Below are 17,649 nucleotides of genomic sequence, written 5' to 3' on the forward strand. Positions count from 1 at the left end.
CGTATAGGACAGGCTTCGGGAAGTACTGCGAATGCGTTGGTATACTATATTCCGTATTGAACGGAGCGCAAGCGAAAGTGTCACACGCGAGCGCGCTGAAGCACGCCAGCGGTGAAAAGGGTGGGAAGGGGAAGGATCGGCAGGCAGAACGCCTGCCAGGAGGCAGCGGCGGCGTGCTGACGCCGCCGGGTCAGTCAGGCTGGATCAGCAATGGCCACGGCGTGGGGCGCGGCCGCCCAGCGCCAGGAAGAAGCGGCCGATATCGCGCAGGCGCAGCGGCAGCAGCGGCGTGGCATGGCGGACGGCATTGCGCGCGGCAAAGTGGTGCAACAGTTGCTGGCCGACGGATTGCGAGAGATAGCGTTGCTCAGGCGACTGCATGGTAAATCCCTATTGATCTGGAATGCCTACAGTATACCTAAATTGGTGCAATGCGCCATGGCGGCGCATGCAATGCCCAGTTGCCGGGCATGCAACGAAACGCTGGAAACGGGAGAGGAAAAAAGCCGGGGCCCGACGCCCTCAGGCCGCCTCTGCCCTGCCCTGCCCGTCCACCGGCAAGTCTGCCGCCTTGGCGGCACTGTAGACATGGCGCGCGGCCAGCAAGGCGGCAAGGTCGGCATCCCCGGCGATGACTGCCTGCAGGATCTGGGCGTGTTCATCCCAGTTCTGGCGGGCGCGAACCACGTTGGCCGGGCCGAACAGCACCGCGGTGCGCTCGCGCAGCGAACGCATCATTTCCTGCAGCACGCTGTTGGCGGCTATGGTGCCGAGCACCTCATGGAAGCGGGTATTGAGGGCGAGCAGCTCATCCGCGCGGCCCTGCGCGGCGGCATCCATGCCCTGGCCCAGCACGGTCTCCAGCTCAGCAACCAGCGCCGGGTCGCGGCGCTGCGCGGCGAGCTTGGCGTTGAGCCCTTCCAGCGTCGCGCGCACCTCCACCATCTCGCGCGCGATCACTGGCGACAGGCTGGCCACGGTTGCGCCGCGGCGCGGCTCGATCACCACCAGGCCTTCGCTGGCCAGCGCGCGCAGTGCCTCGCGCACCGGGATGCGCGACACGCCCAGTTCGGCCGACAGCTTGTTTTCCACCAGCCGTTCGCCTGGCGCGTACTTCCCGTTCAGGATGCCTTCACGCAGCTTGTCGGTGACAAGGGCGAACAGCGGCGAGTGGCTGGCACCGAGGCTCAGCGGCTCGGTGGGCGCGGCAGGAGATGGAGTGAGAGACATGGGTCGGCAAAGGCGTAAGCGGAAAGGCTGGCGTCATTGTATACCAGCCGTTCCCTGTATACCGCCATGTCTTAACAATGCTGGAAGGTGAAGCTGTCCGCATAAATGTGATCCGTACTGGCACCGCTCGCCAGGAAAGCGGCGCGCGCGTCTCGGATCATATTGGGAGAACCGCACAAATAGATGGCGTGCTCGCTCAGGTCACCCAGGTCAGTCAGCGCCGCATCGTGCACGTAACCGCGCCGGCCTTGCCATCCTGCGCCGGCACGGGACAGTACCGGTACGTACTGGAAGTCATACAGCCGTTCGCCCCAGGCGGGGATATCGGTGTGCAGGTACAGGTCTTCCGGCTTCCGCATGCCCCAGTAGAGCGACACCGGCGGGCAGTCGGGATCGTCCATCAGCGATTCGAGGATGGCCTTGATCGGCGCCAGCCCGGTGCCGGTGGCCACCATCAGCAGTGGCCGGTAATCCCTGGCGCGGTAGAAGAAGCTGCCGAGCGGCAGTTCAACGTCAACGGCGTCGCCCGCTTTCATTTGCGGCAGGATGCCGTCGCTGAAGGCGCCGCCCGGGATGCGCCGCACATGCAGGTCGACGCGTCCGTCGCGCGGCACCGAGGCCATCGAGAAGCTGCGCGCGCGCCCGTCCTCGCTCAGCAGTTTCAGGTACTGGCCTGGGCGGTAGTCGAGCGCGCCCGTGTCCGGCACCTCCAGTTCGATATGCAATACGTCAGCCGACAACGGCCGCACCGCCTGCACTAGCGCCCGATAACGCGCCGGCTCGGCGCACGCCTCGTCTTCGCGCGCGGTGCTGATGACCAGGTCGCCCAGCGGCTGCGCCTGGCAGGCCAGCGCAAAGCCGGCGGCGGCCTCGTCCGGTGCGAGGCCGAACGGTTCCTCGTCATACCGCACCTGCCCGTCAAGCAGCCGGATGCGGCAGGTGCCGCAGCCACCCAGCTGGCAGTCGTGGGGCAAGGCGATGCTGGCGCGCCCGGCAGCCTGCAGCAGGGTCTCACCGCGTTCGACAAAAAAGACCTGCTGCGTTTCGGCGATCTGGATGCGGTACGACATGGCGCCCCCTACTTCTTGATATCGGCCTGCACCAGCACCTTGAGGTCCTGCGGCGCCAGCAGCTCGGCCAGCGCCTGCAGCGCGGCCAGCCCGGCCTGCGTGTCCTGCTCGCCGTTGCCGCCCGACAGGCCGATGCCGCCGATCACCTCATCGTTGACCACGATCGGGAAGCCGCCCACGAACGCGGCGAACTTGCCCTCGAAGCTCCACTGGATGCCGAACGCCTCGTTGCCCGGCAGTGCCGGCCCGTTGGGCGGCGTGGTGAACAGGTGCGTGGAGCGCTTGTGGCCCGCGGCCGTGAAGGCCTTGTTCCATGCGATCTGCGGCCCGGTGATGCGGGCGCCGTCCATGCGCTCGAGCGCGAGCGGATAACCGCCCTCGTCGACCACGCAGATCGATTCCAGCACGCCGATTTCCTCCGAGCGCCGGATCGCGGCGGCAACCATATGGCGCGCTTCGCGCAGTTCCAGCTTGATGGCTTTTTTCATGTCTCTGTGACTCCTTGCATGGTCCGGGCTCAAGCGCCGCGGTAGACCGTCTTGACCTGCGTATAGAACTCCAGCCCGGTGCGGCCCGACTCTCGGAAGGTCGAGGTGCTCGAGCGCTTCACGCCGCCGAATGGCGCGTTAACCAGGTTGCCGGTGGTGGTGCGGTTGACCTTGACCGTGCCCGCCTCGATGTCCGCGGCGAAGTGGTGGATGTAGCGCGGGTTGCTGGTGACGATGGCCGCCGCCAGACCGTATTCGGTGTCGTTCGCCTTGGCGATGGCGTCGGCGTAGTCGGTGAAGCCCAGGATGGCGATCACCGGGCCGAAGATCTCCTCGCGCGCGATCCGCATCTGCTGCGTCACGTCGGTGAACACCGTCGGCGCCACGTAGTAGCCCTTGTCGAAGTCGCCGCCGGCAAGGCGCGCGCCGCCACACAGCAGCGTCGCCTCGGACTTGCCGATATCGATATAGCGCAGCACCGTTTCCAGTTGCTTGTGCGACGCCAGCGGCCCCAGGTCCATGCCGGCGGTCATGCCGCTGCCGACCTTGAGCGTGGCGACCTTTGCCAGCAGGCGTTCGGTGTACGCTGCCTTGACCGACTCAGCCACCAGCACGCGGCTGGTCCCGGTGCACGCCTGGCCCGACAGCGAGAAGCCGCCCTTGATGGTCAGGTCGACGGCGCGATCGAGGTCGGCGTCTTCCATCACGATCAGCGGGTTCTTGCCGCCCAGCTCCATCTGCGTGCGCGTGGTCAGCGGCACGGCGCGGTGGATCTGCTCGCCGGCGCGCGACGAGCCGGTGAACGAGATCGCCCGCACGGCCGGCGCCTCGGTGATGGCCGCGCCGATTTCCGCGGCGCTGCCGGTGATGAAATTCAGCACGCCCTTGGGCAGGCCGGCCTTGACCAGCGCCTCGGCCAGCCGATAGCCCGACAGCGGTGCCTCGGACGACGGCTTGAACACCACCGTGTTGCCGGTCACCAGCGCGGGGGCGATCTTGCGGGCCGGGATCGATACCGGGAAATTCCACGGCGCGATCACCGTCACGACGCCCAGCGGCTCGCGCTGGCTATAGACGAGCTGGTCGGGGTCGTCGTTCGGGTACACCTCGCCGGTGAAGGTCTGCCCTTCCACCGCGTAGAAACGCAGCGTCTGGGCCGAGCGCAGAACTTCATCGCGGGCCAGCGCCAGCGCCTTGCCTTCCTCGCGGGTCAGTTCGGCGGCAATGCTGTCGGCGTTGGCCTCGAGATGGTCTGCGGCACGGTTGAGGATGGCGGCGCGCTTGCCGACCGGGGTCTTTTTCCAGCTGGCGAACGCTGCCGCCGCCGCGGCGACGGCCGCCTGCGCGTCTACCGCGGCAGACGCCTGGAAGCGGCCCACGATATCGGCGGTGTCGGCCGGGTTGACGTTGTCGAAGGTGCGGCCCGACTGGCAGGCCGTCCATTCGCCGTCGATATGGTTGAGGAATACAGTCATCGTCGATCCGGTTGCGCTGCGGCGCTCAGGCGGCCATGTCGAGTTCGGGCAGCGGCAGCTCTTTCTCGACGTAGTCGTGATAGAGCGCTGTCGTGTACAGCAGCCGCATCTGCGCGCCGATCTCGCAGATCTTCAGGCAGCGCTGCTGCAGCTCCGGGGTGTTGGCGTGCTCCAGCACGATCTGGTAGCCGCGCTCGCCGTGGATCTCGTCGGAGACGATATGCAGGTCGAAGAATTCGACTTCCTCGTCGGTGAACTGGTACTTGTCGCGCAGCGTCGGGGTCTGCTTGCGGTAGATCGACGGCACCTGCGACTCCAGCCCGACCACCAGCCCGGCCACCGCGACGATGGGGTCTTCACGCATGGCCACGGCATAGCACCAGCTCTGCAGGCCACGGGTGGTGGGCGACATATTGTCCGGGTCGATCACGCGCTCGCGGGTGGTGCCGCAGGCTTCGGCGAAGCGGATCAGCAGGTCGGTATGGCGGTCGCCGCCGATCTCTTCCTCATACATATTGGCGAGCAGGAAATCCTTGGCTTCGGTATAGCGGTCCGGGGTGCGGGCGTAGATGTAGCCCAGGTAATCCGCGAACGGGCCGACGTAGTGATAGTGGTTCTCGGCCCAGCGTGCGAGATGGGCGCGGGTCAGCTTGCCGCTGGCCCAGGCCACGCTGAACGGCGCCTTGTTGGCGCTCTTGCCTTTGATGGCTTCTTCGAGGGCGGCACGGAATGCTTCGCGGTTCATCAGTTCGGCCATGGCGGGAGGCTCCTGGTTGGCGATGTGGGGCGATTGAGTGGGTTGGATGCCGGGGTCGCTTCGTAAATCGATCAGCCCTGCATGGTTGTATACTATATACAGTCAGTCAGCGACGACAAGGGCTCTGTTGACTAATCACGTAAGTGTTTACCCGGCAGTCGGCGGGCGATGTGGATCAGGCGGCGCGACGCTCCGCCACGCCAGCGATGCGGGACCAGGCGAAGCCCGCCAGCGCCACGTCCTCCAGTCCCACGCCGACTGACTTGTAGATCACGATGTCGTCGTCCCGCCGGCGCGGCGACACCTTGCCCAGGACCACGTCGCCCAGTTCGACGATCTTCTCGCGCGGAAGGGCCTGCGGATCGGCCAGCACGATGTCGCCCGCCTCGCGCACGGACTGCGGGCGCCACTCGACCACCACGGCGGCGGCGCGGCGCAGCGCGGTGTCGTCCAGCTCACGCGTATGCGGCAGGCTGGAGCCGATGGCGGCGACGAAAGCGCCAGGCCGGAGCGACGCGCCCGCGAACAGCGGCGTGGTCGCGCGCGACGCCGTGACGACGATATCGGCCTCGGCCACGGCAGCATCGGGCTCCGCCAGCGTGACCGGGATGCCGCACAGCGCCGACAGCCGCGCCGGCATGCCGGCATCGGCGTGCGGATCGGACACCAGGATGCGCGCCAGCCCGAGCGTCTCGCTGAGCTGGCGCGCGTGCTGCACACCCTGCGTGCCGGTGCCGAACAGCGCCAGCGTGCGCGCGCCGGGCCGGGCCAGCCGCTGCGCCGCCAGCGTGGTACAGGCGGCCGTGCGCAGGCGCGTGATGGCGCCGGCGTCGAACGACGCGAGCGGCCGGCCGTCGTCAGTCGAGAAGATCAGGATGACAAAGGAGAACTGGCCATTGATGGTGGTGTAGACCTTGGCGCCCGCCACACCCTGCTGCGGGATCACCGCACCCAGCGTGGACAGCTTGACGCCGCCCGCCTCGGTGCGGATGCGCTCCTGCATCGCGGCGTCGCCGCGCCCGAAGCTGGAAAACGCTGCTTCCATGATTTGCCGGGCATCCTCCGGGCTGACGTGGGCATCGACCATCTCATCTGTGATGTGCTGCATGGGAATTCCGCTGATTGGATTGGCAGGGAAAGACAGGAAGAGGCGCGGGCACCGGGCGCAGGAACCGTCAGGCAAACGCCGTGCGTCCGAGCACGCCAAGCGCCCCGGCTGCGCACAGTCCCAACAACAGGCGGCGCACGACGCCGGGCGAGACGTGCCCACGCAGGCGGTTCGAGAGCGCGAAGCCGGCCAGCAGGAACGGCGCAAGCGCCGCCGCAAGCACCAGTTGCGGCAGGCCGAAGCGCCCCGCCAGCGTGAGCATGGCCAGCGACAGCACTGCGCCGCCGGACAGGATGGTGCCCATGGTCGCGCGCATCGGCGCCGGCGCCATGTGCTGCATGACCAGCGCGAACGGCGGCGCGCCGGCCGAGGTGATCGTGCCCATGAAGCCCGACAGGGTGCCGGCAATGGCCACGTTGCGCGAAGTCGGCAGCAGGCGCCAGCCCAGCAGGCTCAGCGCCACGGCGGCGAGTATCGACACCGAGAACAGCACCCCCAGCGGGCCCGGCGCGAGCCACGCCATCGTCAGCACCGCCGCCGCGCCGCCCAGCGCACGCCCGATCAGGGCGAAGCCGGCGATGCGCCACGCGATCGCCTCCCGCTCACGCAGCGCGCCCATTAAAGAGAGACAGCAGCCCATCGCCAGCAACGGTCCCGGCACGAGGTCGGGGAAGAAGATTGCGCCCAGCGGCGCCGACAGCATCGCGAAGCCGATCCCGCCCACGCCTTGCAGGCAGGCGCCCACGAGGATTAGTGCTCCCATCCATAGATATGTGGGGATGGAGAGTCCGGCTGGAAGCAGGGAAAGCAAGGTGACGGGCAAGGCAGAGGTCATGGCGGCAGGTCGTAAAAGCGGCTTGGAAGGCGCGAAGCAAGCGCGTCGGACGGACGTCCTCTTGGGGGCACGCCTCCTGCAAGTCGCCCGCACAACGGTATACAGTCTACATGTCACAGCGCAGTGGGGCAAACCTGCCGATCCGCCTTTGCACCACTTAAAGGACGCTTCGCACCACCGCAAGCCCAATAAATGTGCGGCGTTCGGGCAACTTGCACCACCCTGGTATAGGCGTAAGTCCGGATGAAAAACCTGTTGTCGCGAGATTGCATCGGAATATAGTATACCGACACCGGATTCCGAAGCTGACAGGGAATCCGGGCCCCCACAACCCCTCCGCCCCAAGGGAGTCTTCATGTCACAACAAGTCGTGATCGGTGCCGCGCACTGGATCTATCTGTCAGGGGTAGCAGTCATCGTGCTGACGATGATCCTGCGCGCCAATGTTGTCGTGCCGTCGATCGTCGGCACCGCCCTGGTCGTGTTCGCGCTTACCGGCAGCCCGGTTTCGGCGCTGGGCGGGGTGTTTTCCGCGAGCCTGGTTGCCGCCAAGGAGCTGTTCAATATCTTCCTTGTGATCGCGTTCATGACGGCGCTGCTCAATGCGCTCAAGACGCTGCGCTCTGACATCCGCATGGTTGAGCCCTTCCGCGTAGTGATGAAGAACGGGCATTCGGCGTTCTTTATCCTGGCGGGCATCACTTACGTCATCTCGCTGTTCTTCTGGCCCACGCCCGCGGTGCCGCTGGTCTCGGCAATCCTGCTGCCGGCCGCCATCGCTGCGGGGCTGCCGCCGCTGGCAGGCGCGATGGCCATCGCCATCGCCGGCCAGGGCATGGCGCTGTCATCGGACTACGTGATCGGCGTCGCGCCCGGCATCAGCGCCAAGGCGGCCGGCGCGGCGGTGAGCGCCGCGGTGGTGGCCGATCGCGCGCTGGCGCTGTCGATCATCACCGGCACGATTGCGCTGTGCCTGGCCTATCTGTCGATGCGCAAGCATATCGTCCCCGCCTGCGGCACCCTGCTCGACCGCTGGCAGGCGCGCGCCGGCGGCAGCGCCGAGGCGCTGGAAGGCGCCGGCACCTTCGACAAGGCCGAGATTGCCAGGGGCACCGCCCACGCCGAGCCGCTGGCCAGCGACAGCAATATCGAGGCAAGCCTGGCGATGGTGGCCCGGCGCAGGGTGAAGTGGTCGAAATGCTTCGCGATCGTGACGCCGATTGCTTTCCTCGCAGTGGTCGCCGTCATGGTGCTGCCCAAGCTGGGTACCGGCGTGCAGGACCTCAAGGGCGGCGATGCGGCCGCGCTGGTCGGCGGCGTCGCTGCGGTGCTGATGATGCTGGCGACGCTGGCCGCGGAAGGCCCGCGCCGCATGCTCGACGTCTGCCCGGAGCACATCACCGACGGCTTTGTCTTCGCCTTCAAGGCGATGGGCTCGGTACTGCCGATCGCGGGCTTTTTCTTCGTCGGCGCCGGCGAAACCGCCGCGCAGATCCTGGGCCTGCCGCCGGGCAAGGCGCCGAGCCTGCTGTTCGAACTGATCCAGGCCTACCAGCACATGATCCCGGACAACCACGTGCTGGTCGCCTTCGGGGTGCTGCTGGTCGGCATGATCACCGGCATCGACGGCTCCGGTTTCGCAGGCCTGCCGCTGACCGGCACGCTGGCCGGCGCGCTCGGCCCGGTGGTCGGCTTCGACCCCGCCACACTGGCCGCGGTGGGCCAGATGGGCGCGGTCTGGACCGGCGGCGGCACGCTGGTGGCGTGGTCGTCGCTGATCGCGGTGGCCGGCTTTGCCCGCGTGCCGGTGCTGGACGCGGTGCGCGCGCTGCTGATCCCAGTGCTGATCGGGCTGGCCTGCTCCACCGTGGCCGCGATGGTGTTGTGGTCGTAGGCGGCCGCAAGCGACAGCCAGGTCCCACCGATTTTTTCGACTATTCATGAGGCCGGGCGGCCAGCCCGGCAGGAACCGCGCCATGCCGACAGTCACTTTCCACAAGCAGGGCCAGACCTTCGTCGACGAGGTCAAACCCCAGACCAACCTGGTCGTCCGCGCCGGGATCCGCCAGTTCCCCTACCCCAACCTGCGCTACGAGTGCGGCATGGGCAAGTGCTCCAAATGCGCCTGCCGCGTGATCACCGGCGCCGAACACCTGCCGCCGCCCAACTGGAAAGAGAAGAAGCAACTCGGCGAGCGGCTCGAACGGGGCTACCGGCTGGCCTGCCAGCTCTGGATCGAGCATGACATCGAACTGGCCCAGGACGACCTGCCCGCCCAGGCACCTGCCATCGTGGCCACGGCCGGCGCGGATGCCTGACATGTTCGTCCTTCTCACCAGCCGCCCCGGCCAGTTCCGCACCGAGCCCACCGCGGGCATGACCGCGGTCGAGGCATACGACTACGTCTTCTATGGCAAGCGCACCGCGCGCTTTGTCATCGCGGAACTGGCCGCCGACACCAAGGTGCGGGTGATGGAAGAAACGCCGCCCGGCATCGTCAACCTGGTGTCGACCAAGTTCCTCGACAAGTACGCCACGCTGGAGGCCGCCCGCGTCGCGCTGCGCGACCTGGCCAGCTTCGGCAGCATGGACATCGCCCTGGTGCCCGCCCCGGTCGCCATGGCAGGCGCTCCTGACTACTAACGCCTGACCTTCAGTCAATCTTCGCCATGATCCAGATCACCTTCCTCACCAACCACGGCAAGACGGTCAGCGCGCCCGTCAACAGCAATCTGCTGCGCGTGTCGCTGCGCGAGCAGGGCGGCATCCCTTTCAAGTGCGGCGGCGGCCTGTGCGGCACCTGCAAATGCCGCATCGAAAAGGGCCACGAGCATACGGACGCGGTCAAGCCGAAGGAAAAGAAACTGCTGACCGAGGAGGAGCTGGCGACGGGATTCCGGCTGGCCTGCCAGACTTTTATCGATGGGGATATCGCGGTGTCATGGCAGCCCAGGGAGACGGTGCGCGGGTGAGCGGGCGCTGAGGAGCGGATGAAAGAATACCGCGCCAGGCAGGCGGGTGCGCCTTCTCGCCTGTACGATTTCCTGGCCGTATACGCGTCACGCGAACGCCGCCAGCGTTTCCGAACGCCAGTCTTGCCGCTACCGCCGCCTCACCCCCACCAGCCCCGCCACCTCATCCAGCATCGCCATATCCACCGGCTGCGACAGGTCCAGCGGCAGCGTGTGCCGGTAGTAGGGGCTCAGGTCCAGCCCTACCCCCAGCCCCAGCACTTCCACATCCCGCAGCGCCTCGTGCCGGGCCACAACGGCCTTCAGGTGGTTGTCGAGGTAGCAGGCGTCATTGGCCTGCCCGGTCGCGGTATCCATGGGACTGCCGTCGGACACCACCACCAGGATGCGGCGGGCCTTGCCGCTGGCGTGCAGGCGCGCGCAGGCCCACTCCACCGCCTCGCCGTCCACGCCTTCGCGGAACAGGTCGGCCTTGAGCAGGGCGGCGATGTCGGTGCGCGCGCGCCGCCAGCTGCGTTGCGCGTCCTTGAACACCATATGGCAGGTCTCGTTGAGCCGGCCGGGGTGTTGCGGGCGGCCGCGCGCGAGCCAGTCGGCGCGGGCGCGGCCGCCGTTCCAGGCGTTGGTGGTGAAGCCGAGCACCTCGGTAGCAACGCCGGCCTGGTCGAGCGCGCGGGTGAGCATGTCGATCAGCAGCGTGAGCGGCTCGGCCTGCGCCTTCATCGAGCCGGAGCAGTCGATCAGGAAGCCGACCACGCAGTCGGCATGGGCCTTGTGCGCTTCCAGGCGGAAGAGCCGGCGCTCGGAGGGAGAGCAGACCAGCTGCGCCAGGCGGCGGCCGTCGATACGGCCGCTTTCCTCGCCGAAGGACCAGCCGTCCACGCGCGGCTGCGACAGCGCGGCGCGCAGCCGGCGCGCCAGCCGGGCAACGTTCACGCCCGCACGCGCGATGCGTGCGTCGAGCCGCGTGCGGTACTCGTCCAGCAAGGCGCGGCGCACCAGCGTGGCAGCGCACACTTCGCGGTCGTAGCGGGTGGTGAAGACGCGGTAGCCGTCAGTGGCGTCGGCCAGCACGCGGCTGTGGCCGCTGTCGGCCAGCGCAAAGTCTTCCGCAGGCGGTTCGTCGAAATCCAGCCACAGCGCAAACCCGGCGCGCGCGGCCGAGGCTGAGTTGTCGTCGTCTTCGCCGGCAAGCGGGGCTTCCGCACGGATCATCTGCGCCACCGCGCGCGCCAGCGCCAGTGCGTGCGCGGCGTAGGCGGCCTGGTCGTGGCGTTGCGCGCGCAGGCCGGCCAGCGCGGTGCCCAGCACCGGCACGATGGCGGCGCGCGTGGCTTCGATCAGGTCTTCGGTCTCCTCCAGCACCGGCTCCCCCGTCAGGCGCGACCACGACACCTGCGCCACGGTATAGAGAAGGATGCCGAGGTGCCCCTCGGTCAGCCCGGAACGATGAAAGGCCCGCGACCACGCCATGAAGCGGTGGCGCAGGTTGGCCGCCACGCCGGCCATGCCGCGCGGCAGGCGGGTCTCGCAACGCAGCTGCTCCAGCAGTTCGAAGACCAGGCGCTCGACCGGATCGGCCGGGCATAGCTGCCGATGCAGCGCGGCGTCGGAATGCGCCTGGCGCAGGGCGGCACCATCGGCCGCGCCGCGCAGGCAGGTGGCCGTGCCGGTTTCCAGGTCCGTGCGCAAGTGCGGCGCATGCTGCGGCACCGGGCGCATCGCGCGCCAGAGCTGGCCGTCGCGGAAATGCAGCGCGGCATCGCCGGTGATCGCGCGCACCGTGGCGCCGGACAGCTCATCCTGCCGCTGGCGCCGGCGCAACTGCTGCGCGACCGTGGCCGCGCTCATCGCGCGGGCTCCGACTCGGCGCTGACGCCGGCGGCTTCACCCGGCAGGTGGCCGAAGCAACGCTGGTAATACTCGGCCACCACCGGCCGCTCGGCTTCGTCGCACTTGTTCAGGAAGGTCAGGCGGAAGGCGAGCGCGGGGTCGCGGAAGATCTGGCAGTTCTCGGCCCAGCTGATCACCGTGCGCGGCGACATCAGCGCCGACACATCGCCGGCGGCAAACCCGCGGCGCGTGAGGCCGGCCAGCGCCACCATCGCATCGACCAGCGCGCGCCCGGCATCGTGGTCCAGCTCCGGCACGCGCGCCAGCACGATGCCGGCCTCCTCTTCATGCGGCAGGTAGTCCAGCGTGGCCACCACGTTCCAGCGGTCGATCTGCGCGTGGTTGAGCAGCTGGGTGCCGTGGTAGAGGCCGTTGACGTTGCCCAGGCCCACGGTATTGGATGTCGCGAACAACCGGAAAGACGGATGCGGGCGGATCACGCGGTTCTGGTCCAGCAGCGTGAACTTGCCGTCGCGCTCCAGGATGCGCTGGATCACGAACATCACATCGGGCCGGCCTGCGTCGTATTCGTCGAAGATCAGCGCCACCGGGCGCTGCAGCGCCCACGGCACGATGCCTTCCTGGAATTCGGTGACCTGGCGCCCGTCGCGGATAACGATGGCGTCCTTGCCGACCAGGTCCAGCCGGCTGATATGTCCGTCCAGGTTGACGCGCACGCAGGGCCAGTTCAGCCGCGCGGCGACTTGCTCGATATGGGTCGACTTGCCGCTGCCATGCAGCCCCTGCACCATCACGCGCCGGTCGCGCATGAAGCCGGACAGGATTGCCAGCGTCACCTCGGGCTGGAAGCGGTAGGCCGGATCGATCTCCGGCACGTGGTCGTCGCGCTGGCTGAAGGCCGGCACCATCAGGCCGGAATCGATGCCGAACGTGCTGCGCACCGGAATCATCCGATCGGGCTTGCCAAACTGGTCTTGCGTCACCTCATGCTCCTTGTTGCTTGCTGCCATGCCATCGGCACTGCGGCAAGCGGAGCAATCCGCGTGACGCCGTGCGCGCTATTCGTCCTCTTCCGCGCCGCCCTGCCAGCTGCCGGCGCTGTCGGCCTCGATTGCCGCCAGCGCGCCCGCCGCACGCTGCAGCGCGGGCAGCAATTGCAGCACCTTGTCGCGCGTCACGCGCATCACGGGAGCCTGCAGCGCCAGCCCCAGGTTGGACTTGCCGCCGTCCACCGCCGGCACCAGCACGCCGATGCAGACCAGCCCCGGCAGGAACTCTTCATCGTCCATCGCGTAGCCGTCGCGCTTCACGCGCTCCAGTTCGGCTTCCAGCTGCGCGTGGTCGGTCAGCGTGTTCTGCGTGTAGCGTTCCAGCTCCACGTTGGCCAGCAGCCGCTGGCGCTGCGCCGGCGCCAGCTGCGCCAGGAACAGCTTGCCCGTGGCCGAGCAGTGCGCCGGCACGCGCGAGCCCGGATGCAGGTAGAAACGCAGCGGCGCCGCCGTTTCCACGCGATCCAGGTACAGCACCTCGCCGCCGGAGAACGCAGTCAGGTTGCAGCTCTCGCCCACCTCTTCCACCAGCCGGCGCAGCACCATGTGGCGCGCACCGTGCGAGGTGCTGTTGAGCAACAGGTTCTCCGCCAGCCGGCGCAGCCGCAGGCCGGTGCCGTATTGCCGCCCGTCGCCGTTGCGCTGGATCAGGCCCGCGGCCTCGAGCTGCTGCAGCATGCGATGCAGCGTGGGCTTGGGCAGGCCGGTTTCTTCCACCAGCGCCTGCAGGTTGAAGGACTGGTCCTTCTCCGCGATGACTTCGAGCAGGCCGAACAAACGCAGTGCCGGCGTGTCTCCATCCGGCTTGGCGTCACTTTTGGCGAGGCGCATATCGTTCATGCCTGGCTCCATCATAGGTAAGTTTCATTTTCAGAGTCAAATCATATCAATTATCGAAACTTCTGGTTGACCTTCCCCGGCGAACGGCCTACATTCCAGTGAAAGAACAATTTTTCGGAACTTCTAGTTCCAGTTTTTTAAGCGATCACCGGAGACAAGTCGACATGTACGGATAGGCCATCCCTGCCCGGGATTGCAAATACTGACCGACCACGGCCCCAGGCTGGCAATTACTGCCCTGCCACCTATACCAAGAGAAGCCGTGGCGCCTGCCTTAAACGCTGTACTGGCTGCAACGCAGTACCGACAGCTAGCGCAGCACAGGAGACACAACATGATCCAACAACCAGAGTCCGGCAACGGGCTATCCCACGGCCTGAAGCAACGCCACATGACCATGATCGCGCTCGGTGGCGTGATCGGCGCAGGCCTCTTTGTCGGCAGCGGCGTCGTCATCAAGTCCGCCGGCCCGGCCGCGGTCCTTTCCTTCCTGATCACCGGGCTCCTGGTGGTGCTGGTGATGCGCATGCTGGGCGAGATGGCCTGCGCCATGCCCGGCAGCGGCGGTTTCTATGAGTATGCACGCGAAGCCTGGCGCGACCGACCGGCAGTGGGCAACCTGGCCGGCTTCCTGACCGGCTGGATGTACTGGTATTTCTGGGTCATCGTGGTGGCGCTGGAAGCCGTGGCCGGTGCCGACCTGGTGCGCTACTGGCTGCCCGACGTGCCCAACTGGATCATCAGCCTGGTGCTGCTGGTGATGCTGACGCTGACCAACCTGGTGTCGGTCAAGTCCTTCGGCGAGTTCGAGTTCTGGTTCGCATCGATCAAGGTGGCCGCGATCATAGTGTTCCTGTTCATCGCCGGCGTCTATGTGCTGGGCCTGGCCCCCGGGTCCCATGGCATGGAGGTGGCCAACCTGACCGCCAACGGCGGCTTCATGCCGCACGGCATTGTCCCGGTGCTGACCGGCGCGGTAGCCGCCACCGGCTTCTACTTCGGCGCCGAGATCGTCACCATCGCCGCTGCCGAGACCGCCGAGCCGCAGAAGGCCGTGGCCAAGGCCACCAGCTCGGTGATCACGCGCGTGCTGGTGTTCTATGTGGGCTCGATCCTGCTGGTAGTCTGCCTGGTGCCGTGGAACTCCACCAGCATCGCCACGCCGTACGTCAGCGCGCTGAACGTGATGGGCGTGCCGGCGGCCGCGCAGATCATGAACGCGATCGTGCTGACCGCGGTGCTGTCTGCGCTCAACTCGGGCCTGTATGCCTCGTCGCGCATGCTGTTCGCGCTGACCCGCCGTGGCGACGCCCCCAAGTCGCTGGCCCGCGTGAGCCGCAACGGCGTGCCGGTGCGCGCCATCCTGGTGGCGACCCTGTTCGGCTACGGTGCGGTGGTGATGTCCTATGTCTCGCCGGATACGGTCTTTGCCTTCCTGGTGAACTCGTACGGCACGGTGGCGATCTTCGTCTACATCCTGATCGCGATCTCGCAGCTGCGCCTGCGTTCCCGCCTGGAGCGCGAAGCCCCCGGCCAGCTGCGCGTGCGCATGTGGTGCTACCCGTACCTCACCTATCTGGCGATCGTCGGCATGATCGGCATCGTGGTGGCGATGGCCTTCATCCCCGACCAGCGCACGCCGCTTGCGCTGGGTGTGGTGAGCCTGGGCATCCTGCTGGTGGCCTACACCGCGCGGCAACTGTTTCGGGGTAGCGCGGATCCGGTAGTGCCGCTGGCGGAGATGCCGCGCCCGGACCTGCACGAGTATTGATGACTGACCATGACTGACGTGGCGCGCCGGTGCAGTATGCTGGCGCGCTTCGCCGTCAAGGCAACGCCCCCTGCCCCATGAGCCTGAAGTCTCCCACCACCCTCTGGTCCCAGCTGTTCCAGCAGCATGCCCACTCGGGCCTGAGCCTGCAGGGCAAGATCCGCCAGATGCTGGTCTCGGCCATCCTTGACGAGCAGCTGCCGCAGGGCGAGCCGCTGCCCAGCAGCCGCGAGCTGTCGGCGCAGCTGCGGGTGGCGCGCAACACGGTGGTGCTGGCCTACCAGCAGCTGGTCGATGAAGGCTACCTGGTGGCGCGCGAGCGCAGCGGCTACTTCGTCAACCCGGAGATCCTGGGCACGCGCGTGAGCGGCGTGGCCTCGCTGCGCGGCGAGGCGGTGCCCGCCCGCTCGGGCGAGCCCGACTGGGAGCGGCGCTTTGTGTTCCGCCCCACGCAGCAGCGCAATATCGTCAAGCGCGCCAACTGGCGCGACTACCCCTACCCGTTCATCTACGGCCAGTACGACCCGGTGCTGTTCCCCACCGCGGACTGGCGCGAATGCTGCCTGAAGGCGCTCAGCGTGCTCGACATCCACGACTGGGCCCAGGACATGATCCTGCGCGACGACGAATCCCTGGTGCAGCAGATCCGCACCCGCGTGCTGCCGCGCCGCGGCGTGTGGGCCGGCGCCGACGAGATCGTGGTGACCGTGGGCGCGCAGCAGGCGCTGTACCTGCTGGCCGACCTGCTGGTCAGCCCTGACACGCCGGTGGGCATCGAGGACCCAGGCTATCCGGACGCACGCAATATCTTTGGCTCGCACACCTCCCACCTGGTGCCGCTGCCGGTCGACGGCGACGGCCTGACCCTGTCTGACGCGCAACGCGCCTGCGACTACGTCTACGTGACCCCGGGCCACCAGTGCCCCACCACCGTCACCATGCCGCTGGCGCGCCGCCAGGCCCTGCTGCGCCAGGCCGAGGAAGCCGACTTCGTGCTGATCGAGGACGACTACGAAAGCGAAAGCCGCTTCGAAGGCGACCCCACCCCCACGCTCAAGAGCCTGGACCGCAGCAACCGCGTGATCTATGTCGGCAGCCTGTCCAAGAGCCTGGCGCCGGGGCTGCGCATCGGCTATATCGTCGGGCCGGCGGCACTGATCGCCGAGCTGCGCGGCGCGCGGCGGCTGATGCTGCGGCACCCGTCGGCCTATATCCAGCGCGCGTTCTCGCTGTTCCTGTCGCTGGGCCACTATGACGCGCACCTGCGCCGGCTGGCGGCCGCGCACCGCGAGCGCGCCGAAGCGGTGCTGGCGGCGCTGGCCACGCATATGCCTGACTTCCGCGCGGTGCCGATCGCCGGCGGCGCCTCATGCTGGATCGAGGGGCCACCATGGCTCGATGCCGATGCGCTGGCGCGGCTGGCCGAGCTGCAGGGTGTGCTGATCGAGCCCGGCAGCGTCTTCTTCATGGCCGAGCCCGCGCCGCGCAACGGCTTCCGGCTGGGCTACTCGTCGATCTCGCTGGACCGCATCGAGCCCGGCATCCGCGTGCTGGCGGGCGTGGCGCGTGAGCTGCAAGCCACCGCCAGCTGCACCACGGCCACCGCCGCCGTCACTTCCCGGGTCCGTCCCGCGGCCTGAACCGGCCCGCGGCGGTGTCTGCCGCCGCTGGCCCAAGCGATTGTCCCGAACTGGCGCTACAGCGCCGCGCACGGCTTCCCTATCCTCGAGTCATGGCCGGTTCCCAACGGACCGGCAGACAACACTCAGGAGACCAACCCATGTCCAAGGACAACACCGCCGCCGGCATCGAACTGCTGCAGGCCTTCAACGACGCCTGGAACCGCCACGACATCGAGGCCCTGATGGGCTTCATGGCCGATGACTGCGCCTTCCACGGCGTGGCCGGGCCCGAGCTGCTGGGCCGCAGCTTTATCGGCCGCGAGGCAGTGCGCGAAGGCTTCCAGCTGGCCTGGCAGACTTTCCCCGACGCGCAGTGGGTCGATGGCGACCACTTTGTCGTGGGCGACCGCGGCGTGAGCGAATCCACCTTCCGCGGCACCCGTGCCGACGGCGCCCGGATCGAGGCGCGCATGGTGGACGTCTTCACCTTCCGCGACGGCAAGATCGCGGTCAAGAACGCGTACCGCAAGGATCGCCCGCCCGTCGTAGCGCCCGCAGCCTGACCGAGGAGACGCGCC

Annotated in this window: 18 protein-coding genes; 7 read left to right on the forward strand and 11 right to left on the reverse strand. The window is 67.8% G+C overall.

Features of this window, described 5'->3' with window-relative positions:
- Nucleotides 1-204: 204 nt before the first annotated feature.
- The 8 genes from AC07UK_RS12420 to AC07UK_RS12455 form a co-directional block, all read right to left on the reverse strand.
- The gene (locus AC07UK_RS12420) at nucleotides 205-381 is read right to left on the reverse strand and encodes a hypothetical protein (RefSeq protein ID WP_436225076.1); all 177 of its coding nucleotides are present in this window, start codon (nucleotides 379-381) and stop codon (nucleotides 205-207) included.
- A gap of 141 nt (nucleotides 382-522) precedes the next feature.
- Entirely contained in the window at nucleotides 523-1,230 is a 708-nt protein-coding gene (locus tag AC07UK_RS12425; protein ID WP_436225075.1) for a GntR family transcriptional regulator, read from the reverse strand.
- Between the two features lie 71 nt (nucleotides 1,231-1,301).
- Nucleotides 1,302-2,300: a 2Fe-2S iron-sulfur cluster-binding protein gene (locus AC07UK_RS12430; protein ID WP_494686418.1), complete on the reverse strand. Its 999-nt coding sequence runs from the start codon at nucleotides 2,298-2,300 to the stop codon at nucleotides 1,302-1,304.
- 8 nt (nucleotides 2,301-2,308) lie between these two features.
- Entirely contained in the window at nucleotides 2,309-2,788 is a 480-nt protein-coding gene (locus AC07UK_RS12435; protein WP_013953475.1) for a GlcG/HbpS family heme-binding protein, read from the reverse strand.
- Nucleotides 2,789-2,817: 29 nt separating this feature from the next.
- A complete protein-coding gene (locus AC07UK_RS12440) occupies nucleotides 2,818-4,263 on the reverse strand; it encodes an aldehyde dehydrogenase family protein (protein WP_436225073.1) in 1,446 nt (481 codons plus the stop codon).
- A gap of 25 nt (nucleotides 4,264-4,288) precedes the next feature.
- The gene (locus tag AC07UK_RS12445) at nucleotides 4,289-5,020 is read right to left on the reverse strand and encodes an iron-containing redox enzyme family protein (protein ID WP_010810360.1); all 732 of its coding nucleotides are present in this window, start codon (nucleotides 5,018-5,020) and stop codon (nucleotides 4,289-4,291) included.
- Nucleotides 5,021-5,195: 175 nt separating this feature from the next.
- Nucleotides 5,196-6,128, reverse strand: a complete 933-nt coding sequence (locus AC07UK_RS12450; RefSeq protein ID WP_494686417.1) for an ornithine cyclodeaminase family protein — start codon at nucleotides 6,126-6,128, stop codon at nucleotides 5,196-5,198.
- Nucleotides 6,129-6,195: 67 nt separating this feature from the next.
- Entirely contained in the window at nucleotides 6,196-6,891 is a 696-nt protein-coding gene (locus AC07UK_RS12455; RefSeq protein ID WP_494686416.1) for a sulfite exporter TauE/SafE family protein, read from the reverse strand.
- A gap of 427 nt (nucleotides 6,892-7,318) precedes the next feature.
- On the opposite strand from AC07UK_RS12455, the gene AC07UK_RS12460 reads away from it, so the two are divergent.
- The 4 genes from AC07UK_RS12460 to AC07UK_RS12475 all read left to right on the forward strand — a co-directional run bounded on the left by AC07UK_RS12460 (nucleotide 7,319) and on the right by AC07UK_RS12475 (nucleotide 9,935).
- On the forward strand, nucleotides 7,319-8,857 hold the full coding sequence (locus tag AC07UK_RS12460; RefSeq protein WP_436225070.1) for a hypothetical protein: 1,539 nt from the start codon (nucleotides 7,319-7,321) through the stop codon (nucleotides 8,855-8,857).
- An 82-nt stretch (nucleotides 8,858-8,939) separates the two neighbouring features.
- Complete coding sequence (locus tag AC07UK_RS12465) at nucleotides 8,940-9,281, forward strand: 2Fe-2S iron-sulfur cluster-binding protein (protein ID WP_494686415.1); 342 nt, start codon at nucleotides 8,940-8,942, stop codon at nucleotides 9,279-9,281.
- A 1-nt stretch (nucleotide 9,282) separates the two neighbouring features.
- Nucleotides 9,283-9,606 carry a ferredoxin gene (locus AC07UK_RS12470; protein WP_436225068.1) on the forward strand — a complete coding sequence of 108 codons (324 nt, stop codon included), beginning with the start codon at nucleotides 9,283-9,285 and terminating at the stop codon, nucleotides 9,604-9,606.
- Between the two features lie 26 nt (nucleotides 9,607-9,632).
- On the forward strand, nucleotides 9,633-9,935 hold the full coding sequence (locus tag AC07UK_RS12475; protein ID WP_436225067.1) for a 2Fe-2S iron-sulfur cluster-binding protein: 303 nt from the start codon (nucleotides 9,633-9,635) through the stop codon (nucleotides 9,933-9,935).
- A gap of 129 nt (nucleotides 9,936-10,064) precedes the next feature.
- Here AC07UK_RS12475 and AC07UK_RS12480 read toward each other — a convergent pair whose 3' ends face one another.
- The 3 genes from AC07UK_RS12480 to AC07UK_RS12490 are packed head-to-tail and all read right to left on the reverse strand — an operon-like array spanning nucleotide 10,065 to nucleotide 13,678.
- Complete coding sequence (locus AC07UK_RS12480) at nucleotides 10,065-11,786, reverse strand: cobaltochelatase CobT-related protein (RefSeq protein ID WP_494686414.1); 1,722 nt, start codon at nucleotides 11,784-11,786, stop codon at nucleotides 10,065-10,067.
- Nucleotides 11,783-12,799, reverse strand: coding sequence for an AAA family ATPase (locus AC07UK_RS12485; protein ID WP_436225065.1), 1,017 nt, complete (start codon nucleotides 12,797-12,799; stop codon nucleotides 11,783-11,785). Before AC07UK_RS12485 ends, AC07UK_RS12480 begins: the two co-directional genes overlap by 4 nt.
- A gap of 48 nt (nucleotides 12,800-12,847) precedes the next feature.
- The gene (locus AC07UK_RS12490) at nucleotides 12,848-13,678 is read right to left on the reverse strand and encodes an IclR family transcriptional regulator (RefSeq protein WP_011617529.1); all 831 of its coding nucleotides are present in this window, start codon (nucleotides 13,676-13,678) and stop codon (nucleotides 12,848-12,850) included.
- Nucleotides 13,679-14,012: 334 nt separating this feature from the next.
- Here AC07UK_RS12490 and AC07UK_RS12495 point away from each other — a divergent pair, with 334 nt between their 5' ends.
- From AC07UK_RS12495 to AC07UK_RS12505, 3 genes are all read left to right on the forward strand, one after another.
- A complete protein-coding gene (locus tag AC07UK_RS12495) occupies nucleotides 14,013-15,449 on the forward strand; it encodes an amino acid permease (RefSeq protein ID WP_436225064.1) in 1,437 nt (478 codons plus the stop codon).
- Nucleotides 15,450-15,526: 77 nt separating this feature from the next.
- A complete protein-coding gene (gene pdxR / locus AC07UK_RS12500; RefSeq protein WP_436225063.1) occupies nucleotides 15,527-17,089 on the forward strand; it encodes a MocR-like pyridoxine biosynthesis transcription factor PdxR in 1,563 nt (520 codons plus the stop codon).
- A gap of 140 nt (nucleotides 17,090-17,229) precedes the next feature.
- On the forward strand, nucleotides 17,230-17,634 hold the full coding sequence (locus AC07UK_RS12505; protein ID WP_436225062.1) for a nuclear transport factor 2 family protein: 405 nt from the start codon (nucleotides 17,230-17,232) through the stop codon (nucleotides 17,632-17,634).
- The last annotated feature ends 15 nt before the right edge of the window (nucleotides 17,635-17,649 follow it).

The sequence above is a fragment of the Cupriavidus sp. GW821-FHT07C08 genome, assembly GCF_059419025.1.

Coding starts and splice junctions, on each gene's coding strand:
- AC07UK_RS12420 (WP_436225076.1), bottom strand. CDS start 381: ATGCAGTCGCCTGAGCAACGCTATCTCTCGCAATCCGTCGGCCAGCAA.
- AC07UK_RS12425 (WP_436225075.1), bottom strand. CDS start 1,230: ATGTCTCTCACTCCATCTCCTGCCGCGCCCACCGAGCCGCTGAGCCTC.
- AC07UK_RS12430 (WP_494686418.1), bottom strand. CDS start 2,300: ATGTCGTACCGCATCCAGATCGCCGAAACGCAGCAGGTCTTTTTTGTC.
- AC07UK_RS12435 (WP_013953475.1), bottom strand. CDS start 2,788: ATGAAAAAAGCCATCAAGCTGGAACTGCGCGAAGCGCGCCATATGGTT.
- AC07UK_RS12440 (WP_436225073.1), bottom strand. CDS start 4,263: ATGACTGTATTCCTCAACCATATCGACGGCGAATGGACGGCCTGCCAG.
- AC07UK_RS12445 (WP_010810360.1), bottom strand. CDS start 5,020: ATGGCCGAACTGATGAACCGCGAAGCATTCCGTGCCGCCCTCGAAGAA.
- AC07UK_RS12450 (WP_494686417.1), bottom strand. CDS start 6,128: ATGCAGCACATCACAGATGAGATGGTCGATGCCCACGTCAGCCCGGAG.
- AC07UK_RS12455 (WP_494686416.1), bottom strand. CDS start 6,891: ATGGGAGCACTAATCCTCGTGGGCGCCTGCCTGCAAGGCGTGGGCGGG.
- AC07UK_RS12460 (WP_436225070.1), top strand. CDS start 7,319: ATGTCACAACAAGTCGTGATCGGTGCCGCGCACTGGATCTATCTGTCA.
- AC07UK_RS12465 (WP_494686415.1), top strand. CDS start 8,940: ATGCCGACAGTCACTTTCCACAAGCAGGGCCAGACCTTCGTCGACGAG.
- AC07UK_RS12470 (WP_436225068.1), top strand. CDS start 9,283: ATGTTCGTCCTTCTCACCAGCCGCCCCGGCCAGTTCCGCACCGAGCCC.
- AC07UK_RS12475 (WP_436225067.1), top strand. CDS start 9,633: ATGATCCAGATCACCTTCCTCACCAACCACGGCAAGACGGTCAGCGCG.
- AC07UK_RS12480 (WP_494686414.1), bottom strand. CDS start 11,786: ATGAGCGCGGCCACGGTCGCGCAGCAGTTGCGCCGGCGCCAGCGGCAG.
- AC07UK_RS12485 (WP_436225065.1), bottom strand. CDS start 12,799: ATGGCAGCAAGCAACAAGGAGCATGAGGTGACGCAAGACCAGTTTGGC.
- AC07UK_RS12490 (WP_011617529.1), bottom strand. CDS start 13,678: ATGAACGATATGCGCCTCGCCAAAAGTGACGCCAAGCCGGATGGAGAC.
- AC07UK_RS12495 (WP_436225064.1), top strand. CDS start 14,013: ATGATCCAACAACCAGAGTCCGGCAACGGGCTATCCCACGGCCTGAAG.
- pdxR (WP_436225063.1), top strand. CDS start 15,527: ATGAGCCTGAAGTCTCCCACCACCCTCTGGTCCCAGCTGTTCCAGCAG.
- AC07UK_RS12505 (WP_436225062.1), top strand. CDS start 17,230: ATGTCCAAGGACAACACCGCCGCCGGCATCGAACTGCTGCAGGCCTTC.